This is a genomic window from Natronoarchaeum philippinense (genome assembly GCF_900215575.1).
GTDB classification, from domain to species: Archaea; Halobacteriota; Halobacteria; order Halobacteriales; family Natronoarchaeaceae; genus Natronoarchaeum; species Natronoarchaeum philippinense.
In genome coordinates this window covers 531354-554959 of the sequence record NZ_OBEJ01000002.1, presented here as the reverse complement: position 1 = coordinate 554959, position 23606 = coordinate 531354, and the positions used below count along the sequence as shown (strand labels likewise).

Genomic DNA, 23606 nt, shown 5'->3' with positions numbered 1-23606 from the left:
GGCGCAGATTTATACCGGAACTCGCGGCGAGGACCGGCCATGCGGAAGCTACTCGATCGTATCAGAGGTGGCGGCGACGACGGGTACTGTGGCTGTCGCCCGGCGTTCGACGGTGAGACGCTCAGGGTGGATGCCGGCGACTGCGCGGGCGCCGGTAAACTCGCCGAGAGCGAGAAGTGTCGGGCAACCGTCGTCGACGCGCTGACCGAGCGCGACGCCGAGCGCGTGGTGACGCGCACCGACGGCGTCGAACGCGCCTACGAGGACCGCGCTGCCGCCCTGCTGGTCGCCGCGGGCCGGTTCGCCGAGCGGATCGCGTTTCGCGACGAACGACTCGCCGAGCGTGCACGCCGCGATCCGCTGCGAGCCAGCCGCGACGCCGACGCCAGAGGATCGCAAATCAGCGGCGTCGCCGCCGAAACCGGGCTGGCCGCCGTCGCCGAGTCGGCGGCGAGCTACGAGACAGCGCTCCGGCCCTACGTCGGGCCGACGGTCGCCGGCGCCCGGGTTGCGGCTAGACCGCCAGCCGACGGTCGACTACTCGACACGCGGTCGCTCGATACCGGCAGCGACGCCCGGATCTACGAGCGGCCGGGCGCCGGTCGAACCTACCACCTGTTGCCCGCGTCGTGGCGTCTCGATGCCGACGCGCGAGCGACGCTCGCCGCGGCCTATCGACTGCTCGCAGCGGGCGGCGTCGACGGCGAGGATCGGGCGCCCGGCCGTGCCGTCCGGCGCGTCGCCGACGAGGGGACTCCTGTCACCGAACTGACCGAGATCCTCGAAAAGCACACGCGCGGGTTCGGCGCCGTCTCCGATCTCCTCTCTGACCCCGCCGTCTCGGACGTGTTCGCCACCGCGCCGGTCGATGACAACCCGGTGCGCGTGCTGTTCGACGGCGACCGGCTCCCGACGAACGTTCGGCTCACCGAGCAGGACGCCGCGGCGCTTGCCTCCCGGTTCCGCCGCGCGAGCGGCCGGGCGTTCTCGCGTGCCAGCCCGACGCTGGCCGCCTCTGCCGAGATCGGAGACGACCGGACGGTCCGCGTCGCGGGCGTCACCGATCCCGTCAGCGACGGCGACGCCTTCGTCTTCCGCGATCAGGGCGACGAGCCGCTGACGATCCCCGCGCTCGTGGCCAACGGAACGCTCCCGCCCGACGCCGCCGCGTTGCTCTCGGTCGCCGTCGAACGATCCTGCGCCGGGCTGATCGCCGGCACCCGCGGCGCCGGCAAGACGACGCTGCTCGGCGCCCTGCTGTGGGAACTGTCGCCCGCGACGCGGACGGTCGTCATCGAAGACACGCCCGAGCTGCCCGTCGGCGCCCTCCTGGACACAGATCGAGACGTACAGCAGCTAACGACCGCGGTCGACGCCGACGACGGGCCGGGCATCACGCCGACCGCGGCGCTCAGGACGGCGCTCCGCCTCGGCGAGGGCGCGCTCGTACTGGGCGAAGTCCGCGGCGAGGAGGCCCAAGTGCTCTACGAGGCGATGCGCGTCGGCGCCAGCGGCAGTGCCGTCCTCGGAACGATCCACGGCGACGGCGGCGCGTCGGTCCGCGAGCGCGTCGTCGCCGACCTCGACGTGCCCGAGTCCTCCTTCGCGGTGACGGACCTCGTCGTTACGGTCGCGGCCTACGAGGGCCCCGAGGGGCGCGCACGCCGTGTCGAGCGCGTCGAGGAAGTGCTCGACCGGGAGGACGGCGTCGCGTTCGCGTCGCTGTTCGAACTGCACGACGGCATCCTCGAACCGACCGGGCGCATCGGGCGCGGCGAGAGCCGGCTGCTCGACCGGCTCCGGCGCTCAGGGGAGTCCTACGCCGATATCCGCAAACTGCTGTCGGACCGCGAAGCCGAACTGGAGCGTCTGGTGACGGAGAGTAGAACTCGACCGGCCGACGTGGCGACCGCTTACGGTGTGCGCCGGCGGGATGAACGCGACGCCCTCAGAGAGAACGAGCACAGCGACCGGGCCGAGGTCGACGGCGAGGCCGGCAAGTGATGCTGGCGCGACTGCTGTACGCGCTCGCCCGTGTCTCGCCGGTCGACGTAGATGGGGAAAACAGGACACGTCCCACACCCGGCAGATCCGGTGGGGTGCGGCGTCGGACCGATGCCGGCGACGCCGCGGCGTCCGCGTCTGCCAACGCAGCAGGCGAGCCCGGCAGCGAAACCGCGAGCGTCGAACTCCGGCGGGCGCTCGCCTTTCTCGACCTGCCGGTCGGCCCCGCAACCGTCGTCGAAGCGGGGTACGGCGCCGCCGTGGTCGCAGCCGTCGCACTGACGCCGACAGTCTTGCTGGCGCCGCCGGCGTTCCGCCCCGCAGCCGTCCTGTTCGTGCTCGTCGCCGCGCTCGGGGCAATCCACGCCGTCCATCGCCTTCCGCCCGTGCTCGCCGCGGCCCGGCGCGCGCTGGCGCTGGGGGCCGCACCCAGCATCGTCGGCCGGGCGGTCCTCAGAATGCGGGTGACGCCGACCGCCGAGTCTGCCGCCGCGTTCGCCGCCGAGACGGGCGACGGACCGCTCGCCGAGAGCCTCGCCAGCCACGCCAGCCGGGCCGAGGGAACCGCACGCGCGGGCTTCGACGGCTTCGCCGCGGAGTGGGAGCGCTGGTTCCCGGAACTCGGGCGGGCGGTGACGCTGCTCGACGCCGCGGCGACGGCGGGCGCCACGGAGCGCTCCCGATCGCTCGATCGGGCGCTCCGGGCCGTGCTCGACGGGACGCGCGATCGGATGGCCGGCTTCGCCGGCTCGATCCGGGAGCCGGCGACCGCGCTGTACGCCTTCGGCGTCTTGCTCCCGCTGGCGTTGATCGCGGTCGCGCCCGCAGCACGCTTGGCCGGCGTACCGATCTCCGCGCCTGTGCTGGTGGTCGTCTACTGCGGCGTGCTCCCCGGCGTCGTGCTCGTAGGCGCGTGCTGGCTCTTGCTTCGGCGTCCCGTCGCGTTCCCGCCACCGCCGGTCGATCGCTCGCATCCAGACGTGACTGGGGCGTGGTGGCGACCCCTCGCCGTCGGCCTCGTAGGGGCTGTCAGCGGCGGCGCCGTCGCGGGAAGCGCCATCGGCGGCTGGGCAGGTGCGCTCGCCGGCGTCGGCTGTGGCGTCGGCGCGGGGCTGGCGTGGTGGTATCGACCCATTGCGTCAGTTCGAGACCACGTGCGTGCGGTCGAGGACGGACTGCCAGACGCCCTCTATCTCGTCGGACGCGAGGTACGAAACGGCGCCGCCGTCGAGACGGCGATCGAACGGGCTGGCGAGCGACTCGACGGCGCGACCGGCACGATGCTCGCCGACGCCGCCGGCCGCCAGCGCCAGCTTCGCATCGGCGTCCGGGCGTCGTTCCTCGGCGATCAGGGCGCGCTCGCGGACGTTCCCAGCCCGCGCGCCCGGAGCACGGCGACGCTGTTGGCGCTGGCCGCCCGCGAGGGGAAGCCGGCCGGGACCGCGATCGTCTCGATGGCCGGCCACCTCGAAGAGCTCCGGTCGGTCGAGGACGAGGCACGACGGGAGCTTGCGACGATCACCGGCACGCTCCGGAGCACGGCGACGATCTTCGGCCCGCTGGTCGCCGGCGTCACCGTGGCGCTGTCCGACCGGATGGCGGCGCTGGGCGACGGCGCCGAGGCCGTGCCGACCGCGGTGCTCGGCCCGGTCGTCGGCGCGTACGCGCTCGCGCTGGCGGCGATCCTGACCGCGCTGGCGATCGGCCTCGAACGGGGACTCGACCGCGCACTGGTCGGCTACCGCGTCGGCGGCGCCGTGCTGTCGGCGACCGCGATCTATCTGACGGCGTTCGTCGCCGCCGGGCTGGTGGTCTGACCGACGCCACACCGAGCCGGCATTTATACCGGATCGGGCGGCGAGAGCGGGCCATGTTCGACTCGCCAGCCGACGCGTGGTACGTCTGGATCGGGCTCTCCCTACTCGGGGCGTCGCTCGTCGGAATCGTCGCACAACTGCCCGACGGACCGCCGCCGGACGCCGCGGGCCCGGCCAACGCCGTCGACGCCGTCGCGGGAAGCCGCCACACCGGAACCGGAACCTATCCGCTCTCGGCCGATGCGGTCCGGATCGAATCCGACCGTATCGGCGTCCGATCCGGTGACGAAGCGGCTTTCGAGACGCTGGCCTACGGCCCCGTCACGCCGGTTCGTGAGGGAACTATGCTCTGGGAACTGCTCCGTGGCGCCCGGCCGGATCACGTCTTCGAGTCGCCCGAAGCGTTCGACGAGGCGCTGGATCGGGCCCGAGCACGCGATCCGTCGTGGCGCGTCTCGCCCGATCGCCTTTCGGTGCGGACGGTGAGCTGGGACGACATCGACGCGACGCTGGTGGGTGCCTGAGATGCCGGATACGCGCGGTGCCGTCATGCCGATCCCCGCGTTGCTCGCCGCCGCCGTAGTCTGTCTGGCGGTGTCGCTGTACGCGACGACGCTGCTGGACCGCTCTCCCGGCCCGGAGCGCAGCATCGTCGAGCCGGCGACGAGCGACGCCCTCGAACGAGCCAGCGACGGCGGCGTCGTCGTTCCGGACCGACTCGACGCGAGCGTCGCCACCGTCCCGGGCGGCTACGAGGCGAACGTCTCGCTCCGCGTCGGTGGGCGCCGCTGGAGCGCCGGGCCGACGCCGCCCGTCGAGACGGATCCGGCTGCCCGCGACGCGAGGACGGCGTCGCGGCTGGTCTCGGTGCGCGTCGGATCGGGGCGGATCCGGACCGGCACGTTCGAGACGGTGATCTGGTCGTGAGCCCCGACCGCGGCGTCAGCACGGTGCTTGACGTGGTGGCCTGCCTGTTGCTCGTGACCGCCGCCGTCGGCGTCCACGTCGCGGCGCCATCGAGCGGCCAGCAGATCCGCGGTGAGCGGACGGCGGCGTCGGTCGCGGACGTGCTGACGACCAGCACCGCGGCCGTCGACTACTCGGTACAACCCTCGGTGACGAGCGAGGCCGCACCGACCTACCCGGAGGCGTCCGAGACGGCCTACCGCCGTTCGGCTCACGGGACGCTCGGCGAGTTGCTCGCCGCGGCGGCGGTCGCTGAGACGCGCGTCGACGGACACCGCGTCGTGCCACACGACGAGTTTCCCGAGCGGGTCGTGGCGGCGACGAGCGAGCAGCTGGCTGTCGTCGACGCCGGCGTTCGCGTCGTTGCGCGCTGGGAACCGTTCCCCGAGTCGTCGGTCAACGGGACCGTAGCCGTGGGACCGCGACCGCCGCCGGACGCCGATGTCACCGCGGCGACGACGGCCGTGTCGGTGACGACGGGGTGTACGAACGAGGCGGCCGATCTCGCTGCCCGCAAGAACGGGTTCGACAGGCTGCCGGGACTGTTCGCGGACTGTGTCGTTCAGACGCTGTTCCCGCCGGCCGACACGCGCGTCGCGCTTCGCGGCCAGCCGCCCGCATCGACGCTCGCGGTCCACCGGTATCGGCTGGCCGCCGACGCGTTCAACGCGTCGATCACGTCGACGCCGTCGCCCGAGGAGGTCAGTGCGGTCAACACCCGCCTACAGAACCGACTCTCGACCGCGCTCGAAGCCGACGTTCGGAAGCACTACGACGATCCAATCGCGGCGGCCGGCGCGGCGTCGCCCGGCCGCGTGACGATCACCGTACGGACGTGGGACCGATGAAGTGGCGCGAGACGGACGCCGGCCCCCGGGTTCGGCTGGCCGAGGACGATCGCGCTCGCGTGCCCTTCGCGCTGCTCGGCGTGCTCTTGCTCGTCGGCAGCGTCACGTGGACGGTCGCGCTCTCGGCCCGCGGCCCGCCGCAGGTCGACGCCGACGCCGGGCCCGCAATCGACCGAGCCGAGAGCGTCGTCCGCACCGAGCTCCGGCAGGCCGTCGAGCGTGCCGGAGCGAACGCCGCCAGCGCCCCCGTCGTCGAGCGCGCGAACAATACGTTTGGACAAGTGCTCGACGCCGAGACCCCGTACCGCGACGCGTTCCGGATCAGAATCTACCAGCAGGCGGTCGCCGCGCTCGCCGACACCGAGGCGTCGGTCGGCGGCGTCCGGGTCGACGCCGACCTGCAGCCGATCACGAACGCCTCGACGATGCGTGACGCCCTCGACCGGGTCCGCCTCGTCGACCGCGGCGTCGGCGTCGTCGGCGTCGAAGTCGAGAACGTCTCGCTCGAAGCGACCGTGCGCGGCCGGACGATCGAGCGCACCGAGCGATCGGTAACCGTCTCGGTGGCGACGCCGGCGCTGGCGCTCCACGAGCGCGCCACCCGATTCGAGACGCAACTCGATCGGGGCGCGCTCGCCGGCCCCGGCTTCGGCCGGCGCCTCGCCGCGCGGCTGTACGCGATCACGTGGGCGCGCGGCTACGCCCAGTACGGCGGCGCACCGATCGAGAACGTCCTTGCGAACCGCCACGTCGAACTCAGCGCGAACTCCGCGCTGCTCCAGACCCAGCGGGCCGCGATCGGGACCAGCGACCCCGCCGGCCGTGCTGCGATGGGTCGGGCGGCAGCGCGAGTGGGAACGACCGACTTGCTGGCCGGGGCGGGCTACGACGGCGAGCGGTGGCTCGACGCCGTCCTCGGGGACCAGACCGTACCGGTCGACGGCGGCGGCCAGATTGCCGAGCCAGCCGCTGAGGCCGGCCAGCCCGCAGCCGGGCGATCCGAAACGACCGTCGGCGTCAACCGCTCTGCGGTCGTCGCACTGGACGCTCTCTCGACCGGGCGCGATGGCGATTCGCTGGACGAAATCGTCGACGACCTGTACGAGGCCAACGTCGAGCGCGTCGTCGATGTCGAACGCACCGACAGCAACGAATCGGTCGCTCCGGCCCGGCCGGGCCCGGACTGGTGGGAGACCGACGAATCGGTCACGAAGACGATTACTGAGGTCTCAGCGAACGACAGGCCGACGCCGAGCGGCCCCTACGGCTGGGACGAGTACGCCGCCCACGCCCGAACCGTCACACGCGAGCACGTCGCAACGACGCGCTGGATCGCCCGAAACGGATCGACGCGAACGACGAGCGCGAACTGGACGACGACACACCACGTCGGCATCGCGGTGGTCGGCAACCCCGCCCGGAGCGCTCGCGTGCCCGAGCACCGCATCGAGCGACTCTACGAACCCGGCGGCCCGGCGGAAAGCCGAAACCTCGACGGCGTCCCTGAGGAGGCCGTCGATCGGCTGCTCGACGCTGCCGGCGGGCCTGACGCCGCAGCGCGGGCAGCCGTTCGTGGCGATCTTGACGACCGCAAGATCACCGTCGGTCGACCGCCAGCACCGACAGTTCGGGACTGGATCTATCGCGACCTCGTCGAACTCAGGGAGACGGCCCGTGACATCAGCGTGACCGTCGACCGGGGCCGTCTCGCAACGGGCGTGAATCCGGCCGCCGAACTGGAAGCGAAACTGCGGGCGCGTCGTAACGCCGAAACCGATCGGTATCAGTCCTACGAGAGCGTCGCCGACAAGGCCCGCGCTGCGGCGCGGGTGGCGTACCTCAACCGACTCGTCGACGACCTCGATGCGGCCGCCGAAGATGTCGAAGCGACTCAAAACGGCGTCGAGAGTTCGCTGGACGGCGCGGGCGCCGCGCCGATCGGGAACCTCGACTCGCTGCTCTCGCTCCGAAACGACGTGCAAGCGGCCGAGCCACGGTCGACGGCCGCGGCGCCACCCGCCGACTCGATCAGACTGAGCGTCGACGGAACGCCGGCGTACCTGACGCTCGCGTCGATCACCAACTCCGATCTCTCGACGCTGCCCGCAAACGCCACGTACCACCCGTTGGTCGCCGAGACAGCGAACCTGTTTGCGGACCCGGCGAACCCGGTGCCGGCCGCGGTCACCGACAGCGCGCTCGGCGACGTCGAGACGGTCGGGCTCCGGCGCAGCGCTCGGGCGCTTGCCGCGGCCGACGGCGTCGCGTCGCTGTCGGGAAGCGACGGCGCCGGGGCGAGCCGGCGACAGTTGCGCGAGGAGCTCGTTAGCTCGAACCGGGTTCTCCGCGGCAAAGCGCTGGGCGTACTCGGGGAGCAGACTTCGCTTCCCTACCACTATCGAACCGCAATTATCGATGGTGCGCTGAACGAGTGGGACTCACCGAGCGCCCGCGCGATCGCGCTGGTCGACGGCTCGGCGGCCGCGGCAGTAGCCCGGGTTGCCGCCAAGCGCGACGATACGCCCTCGACGCCGGCGTTCCGAGATCGACTGCGATCGCGACTGCTCGTCACGCTCTCGGACGCGGCGTCCGGCGAGACGGTGCGACTTCCCGACAGCGCCGTCGGAACAGTCGTCGAAGAGACGCGTCGACAAGCGAAAGTGATGGCACAGGACGCCGTCAAGCGACAGCAACAGCGCCTCCGAACGAAGCTTGCGACGAACGCCTCGAAGATGCCGGCCGGCTTCCCGGTGACGCCGGTGCCGGGCTACTGGTACGCGACGGCGAACGTCTGGACGGTCGAACTGGCCGGTAAGTACGCGACCTTCCGGATCGACGCCCGGCAGGGCACGCCGGTAGCGGGCGGTGCCGTCGGCGGAACGACATCGTACGTCCGGGACGGCGATTCGGTAAAGCTCGACCTGACGGGCGACGGCATCCCCGAGACGATCGGTCGGTCGACGCGAGTCGCGTTCCGGGCGGACACGACCGTGTTGGTCGTCGTTCCGGCCGGAAAAAGCGGCGTCGGCGACGTCGGCGGCAGCCCGACCGAGCGCTCGGGCGGCTGGCCGGATCCCGGCTTCGTCGACGGTGCGCCCGACGACGCTGCCATGCCGGCGCCCGAGACGCCGAGTGGTAACGCCTAATTGTCGGCGAGCGCTCTCACCGATATGCTCCACGAACAGCGATTCGACACCGACGGGCTGTCGCCCGCGGACCTGCGAAGCGAGTACGACGACGCTCTCCGCGCGGCCGTCGAGGACGGCGGCGGCGTCGACACAGTCATCGCGGAGACCGGCGTCGACCGTGATGCGGTCACGGCGCTGACGGCCGGTGAGTCGCCCGACATCTCGGTGGGCGACGCCGCGGCGCTGCAGGCGCTGGACGCCGACGCGCCCGACGCCGAGACGATCGTCGAGATGGCGTGGGAACACCTCCTACTGGGAATGTCCTCGGCCGTCCTCGACGTCGAGACGCTGGCCAACGAGATCGACGACGACCTCTCCGCCAAGGAGGTCCAGCAGAAACTCGAACGCCGCGCGCCGGCGACGCTCGACGAGTTCGTCGCCATCGAGCACGCCATCGTCGACCGGCAGCGCTAGCGTCGACCGAAAAAGGCAGTTGCGCGGGGCACCGAGTGGGCCCATGCGCGTCGCAATTCTCGGCTGTGGCTACGTCGGCCTCGAACTCGGACGGCAGCTGACGGCCGCCGGTCACGAGGTGGTCGGCGTCAGGCGATCGGACGACGGCGTCGCGGCGATCGAAGACGCCGGTTTCGAGGCGGTACAGGCGAATGTCACGGACGCCGACGCCCTGTCGGCCGTGCCGGACGCCGACGCGGTCGTCTTCGCGGCGAGTTCCGGCGGCCGCGGCGCCGACGCCGCCCGCGAAGTGTACGTCGACGGTCTCCGAACTGCGATCGATCACTTCGGCGCCCGCGAGGACGCCCCGGATCGGCTCGTCTACACGTCGAGCACGGGCGTCTACGGCGACCACGACGGGGCGTTCGTCGACGAGTCGACACGGATCGAGCCGACCACCGAGAAGACTGAAGTGCTCGCCGAGGCCGAGCGGATCGCCCGCGAGCACGCCGCCGAGCACGGGATCGACGGCACAGTCGCTCGGTTCTCCGGGCTGTACGGACCGGAACGGTATCGGCTTCAGCGCTATCTCGACGGACCGGTGACCGAGGGGTATCTGAACATGGTTCACCGCGACGACGCCGCCGGCGCCGTGGCGTACCTGCTGGGTGAGGATCTCGCCCGGGACGGCGTCGTACTCGTCACCGACGACGAACCGGCGCCGAAGTGGGACTTCGCGGACTGGCTGGCCGAGCGGTGTGGCGAGTCCGCACCGCCGAAGCGAACGAAAGCCGAACGGCTCGACGATCCGGACCTCTCGGCGGCGGCGCGACGCCGTATCGAGACGAGCAAGCGCTGCTCGAACGACCGGCTTCGGTCGCTGGGGTACGACCTCGTGTATCCGACGTACCGCGAGGGATACCGGGACGCAATCGACGCGTACCGTGCCGGCAAATCCGACTGAGGGCGCGAGGGGCGATCGCTGAAACGGTGCCGTGTGGTGGGTTGAACTGGACGTTTTGGAGGCGGCGCTGCTGTTTGATGCCGGTTCGGGCGAACATTCTTAGCCGATGGGTGTCTCACAACGCATATGCGGTCTCCAGTCGCCCAGCGAGGCGTCGTCGACGACGCGCTCCGGGCGGTGGGCCCCGATCTGACGCTGTTGCTCGGCGGCATCGCTGCCGTCGTGTTGCTGGCGGTGCTGTGGTTCGGGGTCCAGTGGATCAGGCGACCTCCAGGCGTTCGGTTCCAGCGGCTGCTGGGCGAACACGACCGTATTGCAGTGTTGATGCATCCGAACCCCGATCCCGACGCGATGTCCTCAGCGTTGGCGGTCGCCCAGCTGGCCGAGGCCGTCGATACGGAGGCCAGACTTTGCTACCCCGGACAGATCCGTCATCAGGAAAACCGGGCGTTCCGGACCGTCCTCGACCTCGAAGCCGAGCAGATCGAGACAGCAGACGAACTGGAAGCCGACCCGGTCGTCCTCGTCGATCACAACGCAGCCCGGGGCTTTCCCGGCGCCGATCGCGTCGACCCGTTCGCCGTCGTCGACCACCATCCCGGCGGCGGCGAGGGCGAAGAACTCACCGACGTTCGCACGAACTACGGCGCCTGTGCGAGCATCCTCGCCGAGTACCTCCAGTCGGTCGGCGCCCGCCCGGCCGACGACGACGAAGACGACGCGGCACAGCCGCTCTCGTGGGAGGTGGCGACCGGACTCCTGTACGGCATCCAATCCGACACCAACCACCTTACGAAGGGCTGTACCGAAGCCGAGTTTTCCGCCGCGGCGTACCTGTTTCCCGGAATCGACGAGGGCGCACTCGACAGGATCGCTAACCCGCAGGTCAGCGCTGAAACCTTAGAGATCAAGGCCCGTGCGATCCGCGAGCGCGAGATCCGTGGCTCCTTTGCGATCGCCGCGGTCGGATCGGTCTCGAACGTCGACGCCATCCCGCAGGCGGCCGACGAACTGCTCGCGCTCGAAGGGATCACGGCCGTCGTCGTCTACGGCGAGCACGACGGTAGTCTCCATCTCTCGGGGCGCTCGCGCGACGACCGCGTCCACATGGGTGATATCCTCTCCTCGGCGGTCGAGGACATTCCGATGGCGTCGGCCGGCGGCCACGCCCGGATGGGCGGCGGGAAGGTTTCGATCGCGCACATGCAGGGAATCGGCCCCTCCGAGGGGCTCACCGAACACGAGTTCACCGAGCGACTGTTCGAGGCGCTGGCTGGTGACATCTAGACGAGTTGCCGGGAGTTTTGTGTCCGGGCGCCCGAGTTGAGCGTATGGACTACACCGTACAGTACTACGATCTCGTGCTGGGTGGGGTCGCGATCAGCCTCCTCGCCGGTCTCGGCGTCGGCGTCGCCACGTCGGCCGCGGTCCCGCTGACGATGGCCATCGGCGGACTCGTGGCGATGGCAGCGATCTATCACGGACTGTTCGTCAACGGCCCCGTCGACGGCGTCGACGACCTTTCCCAAGAAGCCGAACTGTTCGAGTAATCGTCCGACCCGATCCCGGCACCCCTAAGTCCGCACGGCGTCGTCTTCGAGACATGACAGAGGTGTTCGTCGCTTGGTCGAGGTACTGCTGATCGCCGGGCTGCTCGTGGCGGCCTTCGTCGGATTCAACATCGGCGGCTCCTCGACGGGCGTCGCGTTCGGGCCGGCCGTCGGCGCCGGACTACTCAGGAAGGTGACGGCCGGGGCGCTGATGAGCGTGTTCGTCCTGCTGGGCGGGTGGACCGTCGGCCGGAACGTCGTCGAGACGATGGGCGGCAAGATCGTCCCGGCCGACTACTTCACGCTCTCTGCGAGCGTCGCCATCCTGCTGTTTATCGGCCTAGGCATGCTCGTCGCCAACGTCTACGGCGTTCCCGTCTCGACGTCGATGACCGCTGTCGGCGCCATCGCAGGACTGGGGCTGGCCGTCGGCGACCTCAGCTACGAGGAGATGGGTCGGATCGTGCTGTGGTGGATCGTCGCCCCCGTCCTCGCGTTCTGGATCGGCGGCGTGATCGGTCGGTATCTCTACCCCCACCTCGAAGCGCGCTTTGCGGTCGAAACCTCGCCCGGATCGCTGTTCGCGCTGGATCGCAGCGGCGCCGTGCCGCGCCCGGCGCTGGGACCGAACACGACGCCCCGGGAGGTCGTCGGGAGCGCGCTCGTGGTCGCTATCGCCTGTTACATGGCGTTTAGCGCCGGTGCCAGCAACGTCGCCAACGCCGTCGCACCGCTGGTCGGCAGCGAGGCCATCTCGATGGACCGGGGGATCTTGCTGGGGGCGGTCGCCATCGGACTGGGCGGGTTTACGATCGCCCGCCGGACGATGGACACTGTGGGAACCGATCTCACTGACCTACCGATTCTGGCCGCACTTATCGTCGCCGTCGTCTCCTCGACGATCACGACGTTTCTCTCGTATCTCGGCATCCCCGTCAGCCTCGCGCTGAGTTCGATCATGTGCATCGTCGGCCTCGGTTGGGGCCGGGCGACCCGCGTGGCGACGATCTCGGACACGATCACGCGCAAGAAGGAAGTCGACGTGTCGGTGCACGCGCTGACCGCCGACGAGGGCCGGGCGCCTGAGGATGTCGAGCGCATCGGCGAGGAAGAGTCCGAAGATCTGCGCGTCGGCGACCTGTACGACGCCGCCGCGACCGCCCGCGTCATCTCGCTGTGGATCTTCTCGCCGTCGGCCGCCGCGACGATTTCGTTCCTGTTCTTCCGGTTCGTCGGCGTCTGACTCTGGCGCCGGTCGCACCGGCATCCGAGTGACCGACTCCCAGCGGTCGCCGCGGCGTGTCGACGCCGCTGTGTGGCGTTCGACCCCGAAGTAGCCCAACTTTTCCACGGCCGGCCCGTAGCCGAGGGCATGGCAACGAGTTCGGGTACGTGGTCGTACCGCGACCGGTTCCACGAGTCGTTCGGCCGGACCTACTTCCGGCGGTTCGGCGACGGGCTGGTATCGAGCATCGGGATCGGCACCTACCTCGGCGACCCGACCGACGCGGTCGACGAGCAGTACCACGAAGCGCTCGTCACGGGGTTGGAAAACGGTATCGACGCCGTCGACACCGCGATCAACTATCGGTGCCAGCGCAGCGAGCGCGTCGTCGGGCGAGCGCTGGCCGACGCCGATATCGAGCGCGAGGAAGTCGTCGTCGCAACCAAGGGCGGCTTCGTTCCCTTCGACGGCGAGCGTCCCGACGACCCCGGCCAGTACGTCCTCGACGAGTTCGTCGAACCCGGAATCCTGCCCCGCGACGCGCTGGTCCGAGGGACCCACTGTATCCATCCCGACTTCGTCGACGACCAACTCGACCGGTCGCTGGAGAACCTCGGACTGGACACGATCGACCTCTACTACGTCCATAACCCCGAAACACAGCTCGCGGAACGCTCCCGAGAAGCCGTCTACGATCAGCTCGAAGCCGCGTTCGAGCGGCTGGAGGAACGAGCGGCGGCGGGCGACATCAACCACTACGGCGTCGCGACGTGGGACTGCTTCCGCGTCCCTCGGGGAGCGGACAGCTACCTCTCCTTGCCCGAAGTCGTCACCAGAGCGCGCGAGGCCGCCGACAGCGCCGGCAACACTGCCACGCACTTCCGGGCGATTCAGTTACCCTTCAACGTCGTGATGGCCGACGCCTTCACCGTCGAGGCCCACGAGACGCCCGAGGGCGACAAGAGCGCGCTCGCCTTTGCCAACGACGCCGGCCTCGACGTGTTCACCAGCGCGAGCATCGCGCAGGGCGAACTCGCCGAGCGCCTCCCCGACGAGGTGGCCGCCCGCCTGCAGGGCGACACGACGGCCCAGCGCGCGATCAACTTCGCCCGCAGCGCGCCCGGCGTCACCTGCTCGCTCGTCGGCGCCAAGTCCGCCGATCACGTGGCCGAAAACGTCGCGGCCGGAACGTTCGACCCGCTGGGCGCGGACGCGTTCGACGCCGTCTTCGAGTGATCAGCGCAGTTCTTTCCACTCGCCGCCACACTCCGGGCAGACCCGGACGGTGCCGACCTCCGCGGGGTCGTTCTCGGTCTTGAGCGTCTTCTCGCAGTCGTCGCAGTTGACGCGCTCGTAGGTGTCCTTGAACAGGTCGCCGTCGCGCAGCGCCTTTCGGACGGATTTCATGATCGTGATAGATGTAACCAACTGGCAAAAATCCCGGGGTCAGCTTCGAAACGGGCGAATCGGCGCGGGACTGCCCAATCCCTGCCAGACCGGCTCCGAACCGGGATATTGAAACGCGGCGGCGAAAAACGCTGACCGTGAGCCGATCGAGCAGGGGCCGAGTGCTCGGATCGCTGTGTGCGCTCGTCTTTCTCGTCAACTTCGCGCGGGTGGTGTTCGCGCCGCTGGTCGAACCGCTACGTTCGGCGTTCGGCCTGTCGGCCGGCGTCGCGGGGCTGGTCGTCACGCTGACGTGGGTCGGAAGCGCCCTCCTGCGACTGCCGACGGGCTACCTGCTGACGCGAGTGTCGCGCCAGCGGGTCGTGCTCGGCACCGGCGTCGTCCTCACGGGGGCGGCGGCGTTCGCGGCGACGGCCCAGTCGGTCGTCGCGCTCGGCGTGGGGGCGCTCCTGTTGGGGCTGGCCAGCGGCGCCTACTTCGTCGCGGCCAATCCGCTGGTCAGCGAGCTGTTTCCCTCGCGCGTCGGCCGGGCGATGGGCATCCACGGCACGGCCAGCCAACTCGCCGCCGCCGCAGCCCCGCTGACGGTCGGCGGCGTCATCGCCGTCTGGTCGTGGCGCGCCGTGTTCGTCGGGCTGGCGATCGCGGCCGCGCTGGCGACTGCGGTGTTCTACTGGGTCGCGCGGGGCGCGACGCTGCCCACGGCCGGCACGGCCGACCGCGACCTGCTCGGGGCGCTCCGGCGCCAGTGGCCGATCGTCCTCGCGGCGGTCGTCATCGTCGGCGCGACGGGGTTCGTCTGGAACGGGTTTTTCAACTTCTACGTTACCTACCTCACCGAGACGAAAGGATTCAGTGAGCCGCTGGCCCGCCGGATGCTGACGGTCGTGTTCGCCGCCGGCGTCCCGGCGTTCTGGCTGACCGGACGCCTCGCGGATCGGGTCCCGTACGTGCCGCTGTTGCTCGCCATTCTAGCCGGGTTCGTCGTCTCGCTGCTCGCGCTGACCGTCGTCCAGACGACCGTGCTCGTGGTCGCGGTCAGCGTCGTCCTCGGCTACGTCATCCACGGGCTGTTTCCGGCGGTTGATACCTACCTGCTCGCCTCGCTCCCCGACCAGCACCGCGCCAGCGCCTACGCGTTCTACAGCGCGAGCATGATGCTCGTCCAAGCCAGCGGGAGCGTCGCCGTCGGCTCGCTCCGAGACGCCGGCCTCGGATTTACGCCGCTCTTTCGTTCGCTCGCGGCGGTGCTCGGCGTCGTGTTCCTCGCGCTCGTCGTGTTGTACGCCCTCGACGTGCTCCCCTCGGACGCCCGTACGGTCTGAGTACTGACCGGAAGCGCCGACGTTTTGAGCGTCCGGACCAAGCAATCTACGATGGAGTACGTCCAGGAACGGATCGCCACGCTGCACGACCTGACGGAGGCGCGGCCGGACGCGCCGACGGGCCGCAGCGCAGTGGTGGTTCCGATGACCGACCGGGAGTACGCCGGCCGCGCGGCCGAGCGTGTCCTCTCGACGCTGGCCGATGTCGACCCCGGCCGAGTTATCGTGGCGCTGCGCGCGCCGCCCGAGCGCGTCGGGCCGTTCCGGGAGTGGCTGGGCGAGTTCGGGTTCGACGCCGACCTGCTGTGGTGCAACGGCCCCGCCGTCGAGACGCTGCTGGCCGACCGCGGTCTGGACGGCGAGCACGGGAAGGGCCGGGATGTGTGGCTCGCCCTCGGCGTCGCCGCCGCCGACAGCGAGTACGTCGTCGTCCACGACGCCGACGCCGAGAGCTACGCGCCGACGCACGTCCCGCGGCTGCTGGCGCCCCTCGACGAGGGCTACTCGTTCTCGAAGGGGTACTACGCCCGCGTGGAGAACGACCGGCTGTACGGCCGACTCTACCGGCTGTTCGTCGCCCCGCTGGTGCGCGCGCTCGGCGACGCCTACGACGATCCGGTGCTCGACTATCTCGGCGCGTTCCGGTACGCGCTGGCCGGCGAGTTCGCCGCCACAGCCGAACTGGCCCGGTCGCTGCGCGCCCAGCCCGGCTGGGGGCTGGAAGTCGGCACGCTCGGGGAGACGTTCGAGTACGCCGGCTTCGACGGCACCGCACAGGTCGATCTCGGCACTCACGAGCACGACCACCGCGCGGTCTCGGGCGCGGCCGGCCTCTCGGGGATGGCCGAGTACGTCGGCGCCGCGCTCTTTCGTATCCTCGACGACCGCGGCATCGAGGTCGACTACGACGCCGTCCGCGAGGCCTACCGCGAGGCCGGCGCCGCGATGGTCGACCAGTACGCCGCCGACGCCGCGTTCAACGACCTCGCCTTCGACCGGACCGCCGAGCGAGAGCAGGTCCAAACGTACGCCGAAGCCATCGGTGAGCCCGGTCCCGATCGGCGTCTGCCCGCGTGGACGGACGCCCCGCTTTCTCCCGCCGAAGTCGTCGACGCTGCAGAGCGTTCGCTGGCGTCTATTCCGGACTCGGCCGGCGGCGTCGCGCTCGACGACTGAGCGGCCGCCGGCGGTCCTTCGACGAGAAAACGCTTTGAACCTCCGCCGTGACCCACCGCCATGAGCGCGACGCTGGACGAACTCGCTGGCGTGGTCGACCTCTTTGGCGGACTGACTCGCACGGAACTCTCCCAAGCGATGATCGAACTCGGCGCCCGCCGGGGGGACGACCCCGACGAGGACGCCGTCGCCGCGTCGATCGAAACCGCCGTCGAGCGGTACTTTCTGGTGCGCTACGAGCGCCCGGACGACGCCGACCTGCTGGTCTCGGGGCCGGCGGCGTTTCCCGCCGAGCCAGAGCACGCCGAGGATCTGCCCCACATCATGGACGTTCCCGACCGGTCGCCCGACCGGGCCCGGCTTGGCGAGCAGGTCGCCGACCGCATTCGATCGGACGCCGACGCGGCGACCGACGGGGGCGACGCCGACCGGATCGAGCGACTCATCGACGTTACCTACGACGCCGAGGCGTGGGCGCCGGTCGATCTCGGCGACGTGCGCGGCCGTCTCGACGCCGCGCTCGCGGACGCCTGAACGCCCGCGGCGTCACGGCGGATTCTGAAACGCTTTCACTCCGGAGCACGTAGCACAGCCGAGTCGATGCGAATGGACCTTGATCGGGCGGCCGAGCACGAGCCCCGCGAGATCCCCGACGAGCCCTACGACGCGGCAGTGCTCGCGCCCGTGATCGAGCGCGGCGACGAGCACTACCTCCTCTTCACCAAGCGGGCCGACCACCTCGGCGAGCATCCCGGTCAGATGAGTTTCCCCGGCGGCGGCCGCGAGTCGGTCGACGAGTCGATCCGCGCGACCGCCCTCCGGGAGGCCAACGAGGAGATCGGGCTAGTCCCCGACGAGGCCGACGTGATCGGCCAACTCGATGACATCCGGACGATCACCGAGTACGCCGTCACGCCCTTCGTCGCCCGCGTCCCCGACCGCACCTACGTCGCCGACGAGCGCGAAGTTGCCGAGATCGCGGTGTTGCCTCTCTCTGGCTTACTCGACCCCGAGAACTACGAGTACGAGCGGCGCGAGCACCCACACTACGGCGACATCGTGATCCACTACTTCCACGTCGACGGCTACACCGTCTGGGGCGCCACGGGCCGGATCGTCGTCGACCTGCTGGAACTCACGACCGACTGGCGCGCGCCCGAACGGGTCGACCGCGACATCGCTTGAGCGCGGCGTCGAACCGCTTCTACAGAACCAGCACCCGATCAGGGCTGTTTCAGCATCCCGCTCTCCTCGACGAGTTCGCCCCGATAGATCGCGTAGTCGATCACGCGCGCGCACTCGTCGGCCGGGATGTCGTACGCCGAGGACGCCAACTCCGAGAACTCCGAGCGATTCACGGGGAACTCGCGGTTCTGGAGCAGTCGAACGACGCGGTTGTACGTGTCCGTGTCGGGACGCTCGATGTCGGCGTCGGGCTGGCGCTCGTTCGACGCCGATGCGGCCGCGCCGGCCGATTCTGGCGTTTCGGCCGCCCCGGACGCCGCGGCGTCGTCGCCATGTGCATCGCCGTCCTCGCCTGCAGCCACTTCCTCGCTGTCGTCGCTGCCGGACGCCGACGCGTCGGCTTCGGCGTCGAACACGATCCCTTCGGTTGTCGAGTCATCGGTCGACCCGGCGAGTGGGTCTGGCGTATCCTCGGATTCAGCTGATGGATCGGATGTCTCGCCGTCGTCGCCGGCCACAGGAGGCGATGCCGAGGCGTCACCACTCTGCTCGGCCGCTGCGAGACCGGCTCCGCTCTCGGTCTCGAGGGCAGACGCCGACGCGTCCGCGTCGCCGTCGACCGAGTCGAGTGTCACGTCGAGCGGCTGGTCGGAGGGGCGCGCGCCCCGCACGGCCGACGAGAGGACTGTTTCGAGCTTTTTCCGGCACCCGGAGCACAGCATCGCCGTCGACCGGAGCGAGTCGTCCGGCACGACATCGTACTCCCGGACCGGGGCGTCAGCGGCGGCGCCACAGAAGTAACACGCAGACAGGTCTGGCATATCCGGCAGGTGAGCGGCAATCGGTAAAAGCTCTCGGGCGACGCCGTACCTCGGCGTCGACGGCGGCCGGACGATGCGGCGTCCGCGTATAAGTTCTCGTCCGTCGTTACCGAGACACATGATCGAGAGCATTCTGGTACCGGTCGACGAGTCGCCCCAGTCGGCGGCCGCGTTCGAGTACGCGCTCGACGAGTTTCCCGACGCCGCGATCACGGCGCTGCACGTCATTCACCTCCCGGAGGGGTACTGGGCGGCGTTTTCCGACTCCGACACGGGACTCCCGGGGTACGACAACGCGACGACGCAGGCCCGCGAACTGCTCGACGGCATCACCGAGACCGCCGACGAGCGCGACCGAGAGGTCGATACGACAGTTGAGACGGGCGACGCCGGTCGGGAGATCGTCGACTACGCCATCGAAAACGACATCGACCAGATCGTTATGGGCAGCCACGGCCGAGATCGGGCGGGCCGACTGTTGTTCGGGAGTGTCGCCGAGAAAGTGGTTCGTAACGCCCCGATGACCGTGGTCGTGGTACACGAAACTGAGTGACCGGCGGGGCGGGTTGTCGCGTCGGCGTGGCGCGCCGGCTTCGGACACTCAATCGTATCTAAAATACTGCTAGCTCACAGCGTTCGCCCAGCGAACTTTAGACACTCAATCGCTAGCGCTCAATCGTGTCTAAAGCACCGTCAGAGCTTGCTCTGACGGGCTTCCGCCACTCCCGTTAGTCGTGCCGGAAACACCGAAAGACTCCCTTCGGTCGTCTTTCGAGCTTCCGGCATTCCTTCGCTTATCGCTCAGTTATGCCTGAAACGCCGCAGGACTCGCTACGCTCGCCCTGCGAATTTCAGACACTCCTGTTAGTCGTGCCGGAAGCACCGCTGACCGGTCATGACCATCGCAACGTCGTGCTCGTCGGCGGCCTCGATCACGTCCTCGTCGTTCACGGAGCCGCCGGGCTGGATGACGGCCTCGATACCGGCCTCGGCGGCGAGTTCGAGGGCGTCCGGGAACGGGAAGAAGGCGTCCGATGCCATCACGGCGCCGTCGGCGTCCTTACCTTCGGCGTCCGAGTCGGCTTTCATCTTGGCGATTTCGACCGCGTCGACGCGGGAGACCTGCCCGGCGCCGACGCCGACCGTCTCGGTGCCGTCGGCAAAGAGAATCGCGTTGGACTTGACGTGCTTGATCGTCTGCCACGCGAAGAGCAGCGACTCGAACTGCTCGTCGGTCGGCTCGCGCTCGGTGACGACTTCGAGGTCCTCGCGCGAGAGCGACTGGCGGTCGCGCTCTTGCACGAGGCGGCCGCCGGCGAGGCGCTTTTCGGTGTGGTGCTCGACGGGCGTGTCGAGAGCGGACCGGTCGGACTCGCCCGTCCGACCGTCCCCGTGCCCCACATCGAGCACGCGCAGGTTGTCCTTCTCGAACAGTTCGTCGAGGGCGTCGTCGGTGTAGCCCGGCGCGACGACGACCTCCTTGAACGAGTCGGTGATCTCCGCGGCGGTTTCGGCGTCGCACTCGCGGTTCAGCGCGACGATGCCGCCGAAGGCGCTCTTGGCGTCGGTCGAGAGCGCGTCGCGGTAGGCGTCGGCAAGCGTGTCGGCGACCGCAGCGCCGGCGGGGTTGGTGTGTTTGATCACCGCGGCGGCGGGGTCGTCGTACTCCTTGACGAGGTTCAGCGCGGCGTCGGCGTCGTTGTAGTTGTTATAGGAGAGGCTCTTGGCGCCCTCGTTGAGCTGGTCCGCGTTCAGGACCGAGGCCTCCTCGCAGGAGTAGTCGGCGTACGCCGCGGCGTCCTGATGGGGGTTCTCGCCGTACCGGAGATCGGCGACCTGATCGCCGGTGGCGAGAAAGCGCGCCGGGAGGTCCTCGTCGTCTTCGGGCGTGTGGACGACGCCGTTCTCGTAGTCGACCTCGACGCGGTCTTCCGCGAACCACTGCACTGCGCGGGGGTAGGCCTTGAACTCGCCCTCGTAGAGCACCCGGTCGGCCAGCCCGTCGGCGTCGTCGCCCTCGTAGATCGGGATCGGCTCTTGGGTGACGATCGGGCCGCCGTCGACCTCCGATTCGACGACCTCGCCATCCTCGTCGGTGGCGTCCGTGACGACGTGGACGGTACAGCCGGTCACGTCGACGCCGGCCTCTATCGCGTCGCCCCACGCGTCCATGCCGGGGAACGAGGGCAGCAAGGAGGGGTGGACGTTCAGCGTCTCGGGCTGGGCGTCGAGGAACGTGTCCGTGAGGATGCGCATGTACCCGTCGAGACAGACCAGATCGAAATCGTGCTCGGCCAGCGCCTCGTTGATGCGCTCCTCGTGGGCCTGCCGGGACTCGCCGTCGTCGCGCTCGACGACTTCGGTGGGAATCCCGCGCTCGGCGGCCGCGTCGAGGACCGGCGCGTCGGCGTCGTTGGTCAGCACGACCGCGAGCTCGGCCCCGCCGGGCGCGAGATCGTCGATGTGCAGCAGGTTTCGTCCGCGATTACTCGCCAGGCCAGCGATCCGTGTCATATTCGAAGCGGCGAACGCGGAGACAAAAGTAGTTGCGATACGATCGGCCGAAATATGCACATTTGTGGATATATTTACCCTTCGTAGCCGATACTGTCCGTAGAAATATCCACGTCTGTGGTTCTCACGTTCCGACACGCTTTTTGTCCCCGACGGGACAGCCTAACTCATGACAGAGTCGCTGTACGCCGTCTCGCCGCTCGACGGACGCTACGCCGGCCGGACCGCACCGCTCTCGCCCTACGCCAGCGAGGCGGGGCTGATGCGCGCCCGGATCCGCGTCGAGGTCGAGTACCTGATCGCGTTGGCGGACTTAGAGGAGACCGACCTCGCGCTCGACACGCAGGACCGCGCGACGCTGCGGGCGCTGTACAAGAACTTCACCGAGGAAGACGCCAAGGTCGTCAAGCAACTGGAGACGGAGGGGTACGCCGACTTCTCGGCGACGAACCACGACGTCAAGGCCGTCGAGTATTTCATCCGGCATCACCTCCCCGACGATCTCGACCGCGTCTCGCCGTGGATTCACTTCGGGCTCACCAGCGAGGACGTGAACAACCTCGCACACCGACTGCTCGTCCGGGACGCCATGGAAGAGGTGATCGTCCCCGAACTCACGAGCGTCCAGAACGCGCTGACGAAACTCGCCCGCGAGTACCGGGACGTGCCGATGCTCGCCCGGACCCACGGCCAGCCCGCCACGCCGACCACGTTCGGCAAGGAGATGGCCGTCTACGCCGCCCGCGTCGGCCGTGCAGTCGGGCAGGTCAAGCAGGCCAAAGACGGTCTCTCGGGCAAACTCGGCGGCGCCAGCGGCACGTTCGCCGCCCACGTCGCGGCGTACCCCGAGGTCGACTGGCAGGAGTTCGCCGGCGACTTCGTCGACCGACTCGGGCTGGAGTACACCGCGCTCACGACGCAGGTCAACCCCTGCGACGATCTGGCGGCGCTGTTCGACGCGCTCGGCCGCGTCAACACCGTCATGCTCGATCTTGACCTCGACATCTGGCTGTACGTCAGCCAGCGCTATCTCGGCCAAGAGGCCGTCGAGGGAGAGACCGGCTCCTCGACGATGCCACACAAGGTCAACCCGATCGACTTCGAGAACAGCGAGGGGAACCTCTCGAAGGCCAACTCCGATCTGGACTTTCTGGCGGATTATGTCACCACCTCGCGGCTCCAGCGGGACCTCTCGGACTCGACGGTCAAGCGCAACATCGGCGGCGCGTTAGCCCACTGCCTGATCGGCTACACGAAACTCCAGAACGGCCTCGACAAGGTCGTCCCCAACGAGCAGGTCATGCGCGAGGATCTGCAGGGCACGCCCGAGATCATCGGCGAGGCCGTCCAGACGATCCTCCGCCGCGAGGGCCACGAGGACGCCTACGAGCAGGTCAAGGAACTCACGCGCGGCGAGCGCGTCACGATCGAGGACTTCCGGGAGCTGTTCGACGAGCTCGACGTCGACGAGGAGACCCGCACCGAACTGCACGCGCTCTCACCCGAGACGTACGTCGGACTGGCCGACGACCTCGTCGGCGAGCTGTAAGGTTCCACAGACTCTTTTTGCCCGCGAGGAAACAGCGAATCGTGCCATCGGAGAAAACGAAGATGCTCGCGGGCGAGTCGTACGACCCGACCGATCCGACGCTGGTCGAGGAACGCCAGCGCGCACGGGAACGAACCCGCGGGTTCAACGACACCGCGCCGGCGGACGCCGACGCTCGGCGTGCGATACTCGACGACCTACTGGGCGCGACCGGCGAGAACGTCACCGTCGAGCCGCCGTTTCGCTGCGATTACGGCTACAACATCAGCGTCGGCGACGACTTCTTCGCCAACTACGACTGCGTCTTTCTGGACGTCTGTGCCATCGAGTTCGGCGACGAGTGCATGCTCGGCCCCGGCGTCCACGTCTACACTGCGAGCCACCCGCTCGATCCGGTCGAGCGCACGTCCGGCACCGAGTTCGGCGAACCGGTCACGGTCGGCGACCGCGTCTGGATCGGCGGGCGGTCGGTGCTGAACCCGGGCGTCTCGGTCGGCGACGACGCCGTCGTCGCGTCGGGCGCCGTCGTGACCGAAGACGTGCCCGACGGCGTCGTGGTCGGCGGGAATCCCGCCGAAGTCATCCGCGAGGTGTGACGCCCCGGCAGCGCCAGCCCGGCTTCGGCGTCGCACCGACTGAGCAAACACGACGACCGCGGCGCTATGTGACTCTGG

Annotated in this window: 22 protein-coding genes; 19 read left to right on the top strand and 3 right to left on the bottom strand. The window is 69.6% G+C overall.

Translation table 11 applies throughout. The features are described from left to right. Positions 1-39: 39 nt before the first annotated feature. From CRO01_RS09635 to CRO01_RS09580, 12 genes are all read left to right on the top strand, one after another. Entirely contained in the window at positions 40-2004 is a 1965-nt protein-coding gene (locus tag CRO01_RS09635; RefSeq protein ID WP_097008911.1) for an ATPase, T2SS/T4P/T4SS family, read from the top strand. Next, positions 2004-3821 (top strand): type II secretion system F family protein, encoded by a 1818-nt coding sequence (locus CRO01_RS09630; RefSeq protein WP_218839166.1) that lies wholly within the window; start codon positions 2004-2006, stop codon positions 3819-3821. The genes CRO01_RS09635 and CRO01_RS09630 overlap by 1 nt, the downstream gene beginning before the upstream one ends. Before the next feature lie 53 nt (positions 3822-3874). Next, the gene (locus CRO01_RS09625) at positions 3875-4345 is read left to right on the top strand and encodes a DUF7283 family protein (RefSeq protein ID WP_097008909.1); all 471 of its coding nucleotides are present in this window, start codon (positions 3875-3877) and stop codon (positions 4343-4345) included. A gap of 1 nt (position 4346) precedes the next feature. Then, entirely contained in the window at positions 4347-4748 is a 402-nt protein-coding gene (locus CRO01_RS09620) for a DUF7285 family protein (RefSeq protein ID WP_097008908.1), read from the top strand. Continuing rightward, positions 4745-5635 carry a DUF7284 family protein gene (locus CRO01_RS09615; protein WP_097008907.1) on the top strand — a complete coding sequence of 297 codons (891 nt, stop codon included), beginning with the start codon at positions 4745-4747 and terminating at the stop codon, positions 5633-5635. The genes CRO01_RS09620 and CRO01_RS09615 overlap by 4 nt, the downstream gene beginning before the upstream one ends. Next, positions 5632-8781: a DUF7286 family protein gene (locus CRO01_RS09610; RefSeq protein WP_097008906.1), complete on the top strand. Its 3150-nt coding sequence runs from the start codon at positions 5632-5634 to the stop codon at positions 8779-8781. Before CRO01_RS09615 ends, CRO01_RS09610 begins: the two co-directional genes overlap by 4 nt. Positions 8782-8805: 24 nt before the next feature. Further along, positions 8806-9237: a DUF5791 family protein gene (locus CRO01_RS09605; protein ID WP_097008905.1), complete on the top strand. Its 432-nt coding sequence runs from the start codon at positions 8806-8808 to the stop codon at positions 9235-9237. A gap of 43 nt (positions 9238-9280) precedes the next feature. Then, on the top strand, positions 9281-10180 hold the full coding sequence (locus CRO01_RS09600; protein ID WP_097008904.1) for an SDR family oxidoreductase: 900 nt from the start codon (positions 9281-9283) through the stop codon (positions 10178-10180). A 126-nt stretch (positions 10181-10306) separates the two neighbouring features. Continuing rightward, positions 10307-11467 carry a DHH family phosphoesterase gene (locus CRO01_RS09595; protein WP_097008903.1) on the top strand — a complete coding sequence of 387 codons (1161 nt, stop codon included), beginning with the start codon at positions 10307-10309 and terminating at the stop codon, positions 11465-11467. A 44-nt stretch (positions 11468-11511) separates the two neighbouring features. Further along, positions 11512-11730, top strand: a complete 219-nt coding sequence (locus CRO01_RS09590; protein WP_097008902.1) for a hypothetical protein — start codon at positions 11512-11514, stop codon at positions 11728-11730. A 73-nt stretch (positions 11731-11803) separates the two neighbouring features. Then, positions 11804-12973 (top strand): inorganic phosphate transporter, encoded by a 1170-nt coding sequence (locus CRO01_RS09585; RefSeq protein WP_097008901.1) that lies wholly within the window; start codon positions 11804-11806, stop codon positions 12971-12973. A gap of 129 nt (positions 12974-13102) precedes the next feature. Then, complete coding sequence (locus CRO01_RS09580; protein ID WP_097008900.1) at positions 13103-14191, top strand: aldo/keto reductase; 1089 nt, start codon at positions 13103-13105, stop codon at positions 14189-14191. Here CRO01_RS09580 and CRO01_RS16650 read toward each other — a convergent pair whose 3' ends face one another. Continuing rightward, on the bottom strand, positions 14192-14362 hold the full coding sequence (locus CRO01_RS16650; protein WP_179747451.1) for an HVO_0758 family zinc finger protein: 171 nt from the start codon (positions 14360-14362) through the stop codon (positions 14192-14194). Positions 14363-14499: 137 nt separating this feature from the next. Between CRO01_RS16650 and CRO01_RS09575 the strand changes: the two genes are divergently transcribed. The 4 genes from CRO01_RS09575 to CRO01_RS09560 all read left to right on the top strand — a co-directional run bounded on the left by CRO01_RS09575 (position 14500) and on the right by CRO01_RS09560 (position 18048). Then, positions 14500-15687, top strand: coding sequence for an MFS transporter (locus tag CRO01_RS09575; RefSeq protein ID WP_179747450.1), 1188 nt, complete (start codon positions 14500-14502; stop codon positions 15685-15687). A 51-nt stretch (positions 15688-15738) separates the two neighbouring features. Beyond that, positions 15739-16863, top strand: coding sequence for a glycosyl transferase family 2 (locus CRO01_RS09570; protein ID WP_097008899.1), 1125 nt, complete (start codon positions 15739-15741; stop codon positions 16861-16863). Positions 16864-16923: 60 nt separating this feature from the next. After that, positions 16924-17397, top strand: coding sequence for a DUF7109 family protein (locus CRO01_RS09565; RefSeq protein WP_097008898.1), 474 nt, complete (start codon positions 16924-16926; stop codon positions 17395-17397). A 66-nt stretch (positions 17398-17463) separates the two neighbouring features. Continuing rightward, positions 17464-18048 (top strand): NUDIX hydrolase, encoded by a 585-nt coding sequence (locus CRO01_RS09560; RefSeq protein WP_097008897.1) that lies wholly within the window; start codon positions 17464-17466, stop codon positions 18046-18048. Between the two features lie 38 nt (positions 18049-18086). Here the strand turns inward: CRO01_RS09560 and CRO01_RS09555 are convergent, their stop codons facing one another. Further along, positions 18087-18869, bottom strand: a complete 783-nt coding sequence (locus tag CRO01_RS09555; protein WP_097008896.1) for a hypothetical protein — start codon at positions 18867-18869, stop codon at positions 18087-18089. A gap of 118 nt (positions 18870-18987) precedes the next feature. Here CRO01_RS09555 and CRO01_RS09550 point away from each other — a divergent pair, with 118 nt between their 5' ends. After that, positions 18988-19422, top strand: coding sequence for a universal stress protein (locus CRO01_RS09550; RefSeq protein WP_097008895.1), 435 nt, complete (start codon positions 18988-18990; stop codon positions 19420-19422). A 311-nt stretch (positions 19423-19733) separates the two neighbouring features. Here the strand turns inward: CRO01_RS09550 and purH are convergent, their stop codons facing one another. Beyond that, positions 19734-21383 carry a bifunctional phosphoribosylaminoimidazolecarboxamide formyltransferase/IMP cyclohydrolase gene (purH, locus tag CRO01_RS09545; RefSeq protein ID WP_097008894.1) on the bottom strand — a complete coding sequence of 550 codons (1650 nt, stop codon included), beginning with the start codon at positions 21381-21383 and terminating at the stop codon, positions 19734-19736. A gap of 169 nt (positions 21384-21552) precedes the next feature. Between purH and purB the strand changes: the two genes are divergently transcribed. Together purB and CRO01_RS09535 are read left to right on the top strand one after the other, a co-directional pair. Beyond that, on the top strand, positions 21553-22932 hold the full coding sequence (gene purB, locus CRO01_RS09540; protein WP_097008893.1) for an adenylosuccinate lyase: 1380 nt from the start codon (positions 21553-21555) through the stop codon (positions 22930-22932). A gap of 41 nt (positions 22933-22973) precedes the next feature. Continuing rightward, complete coding sequence (locus CRO01_RS09535; RefSeq protein WP_097008892.1) at positions 22974-23528, top strand: maltose acetyltransferase domain-containing protein; 555 nt, start codon at positions 22974-22976, stop codon at positions 23526-23528. The last annotated feature ends 78 nt before the right edge of the window (positions 23529-23606 follow it).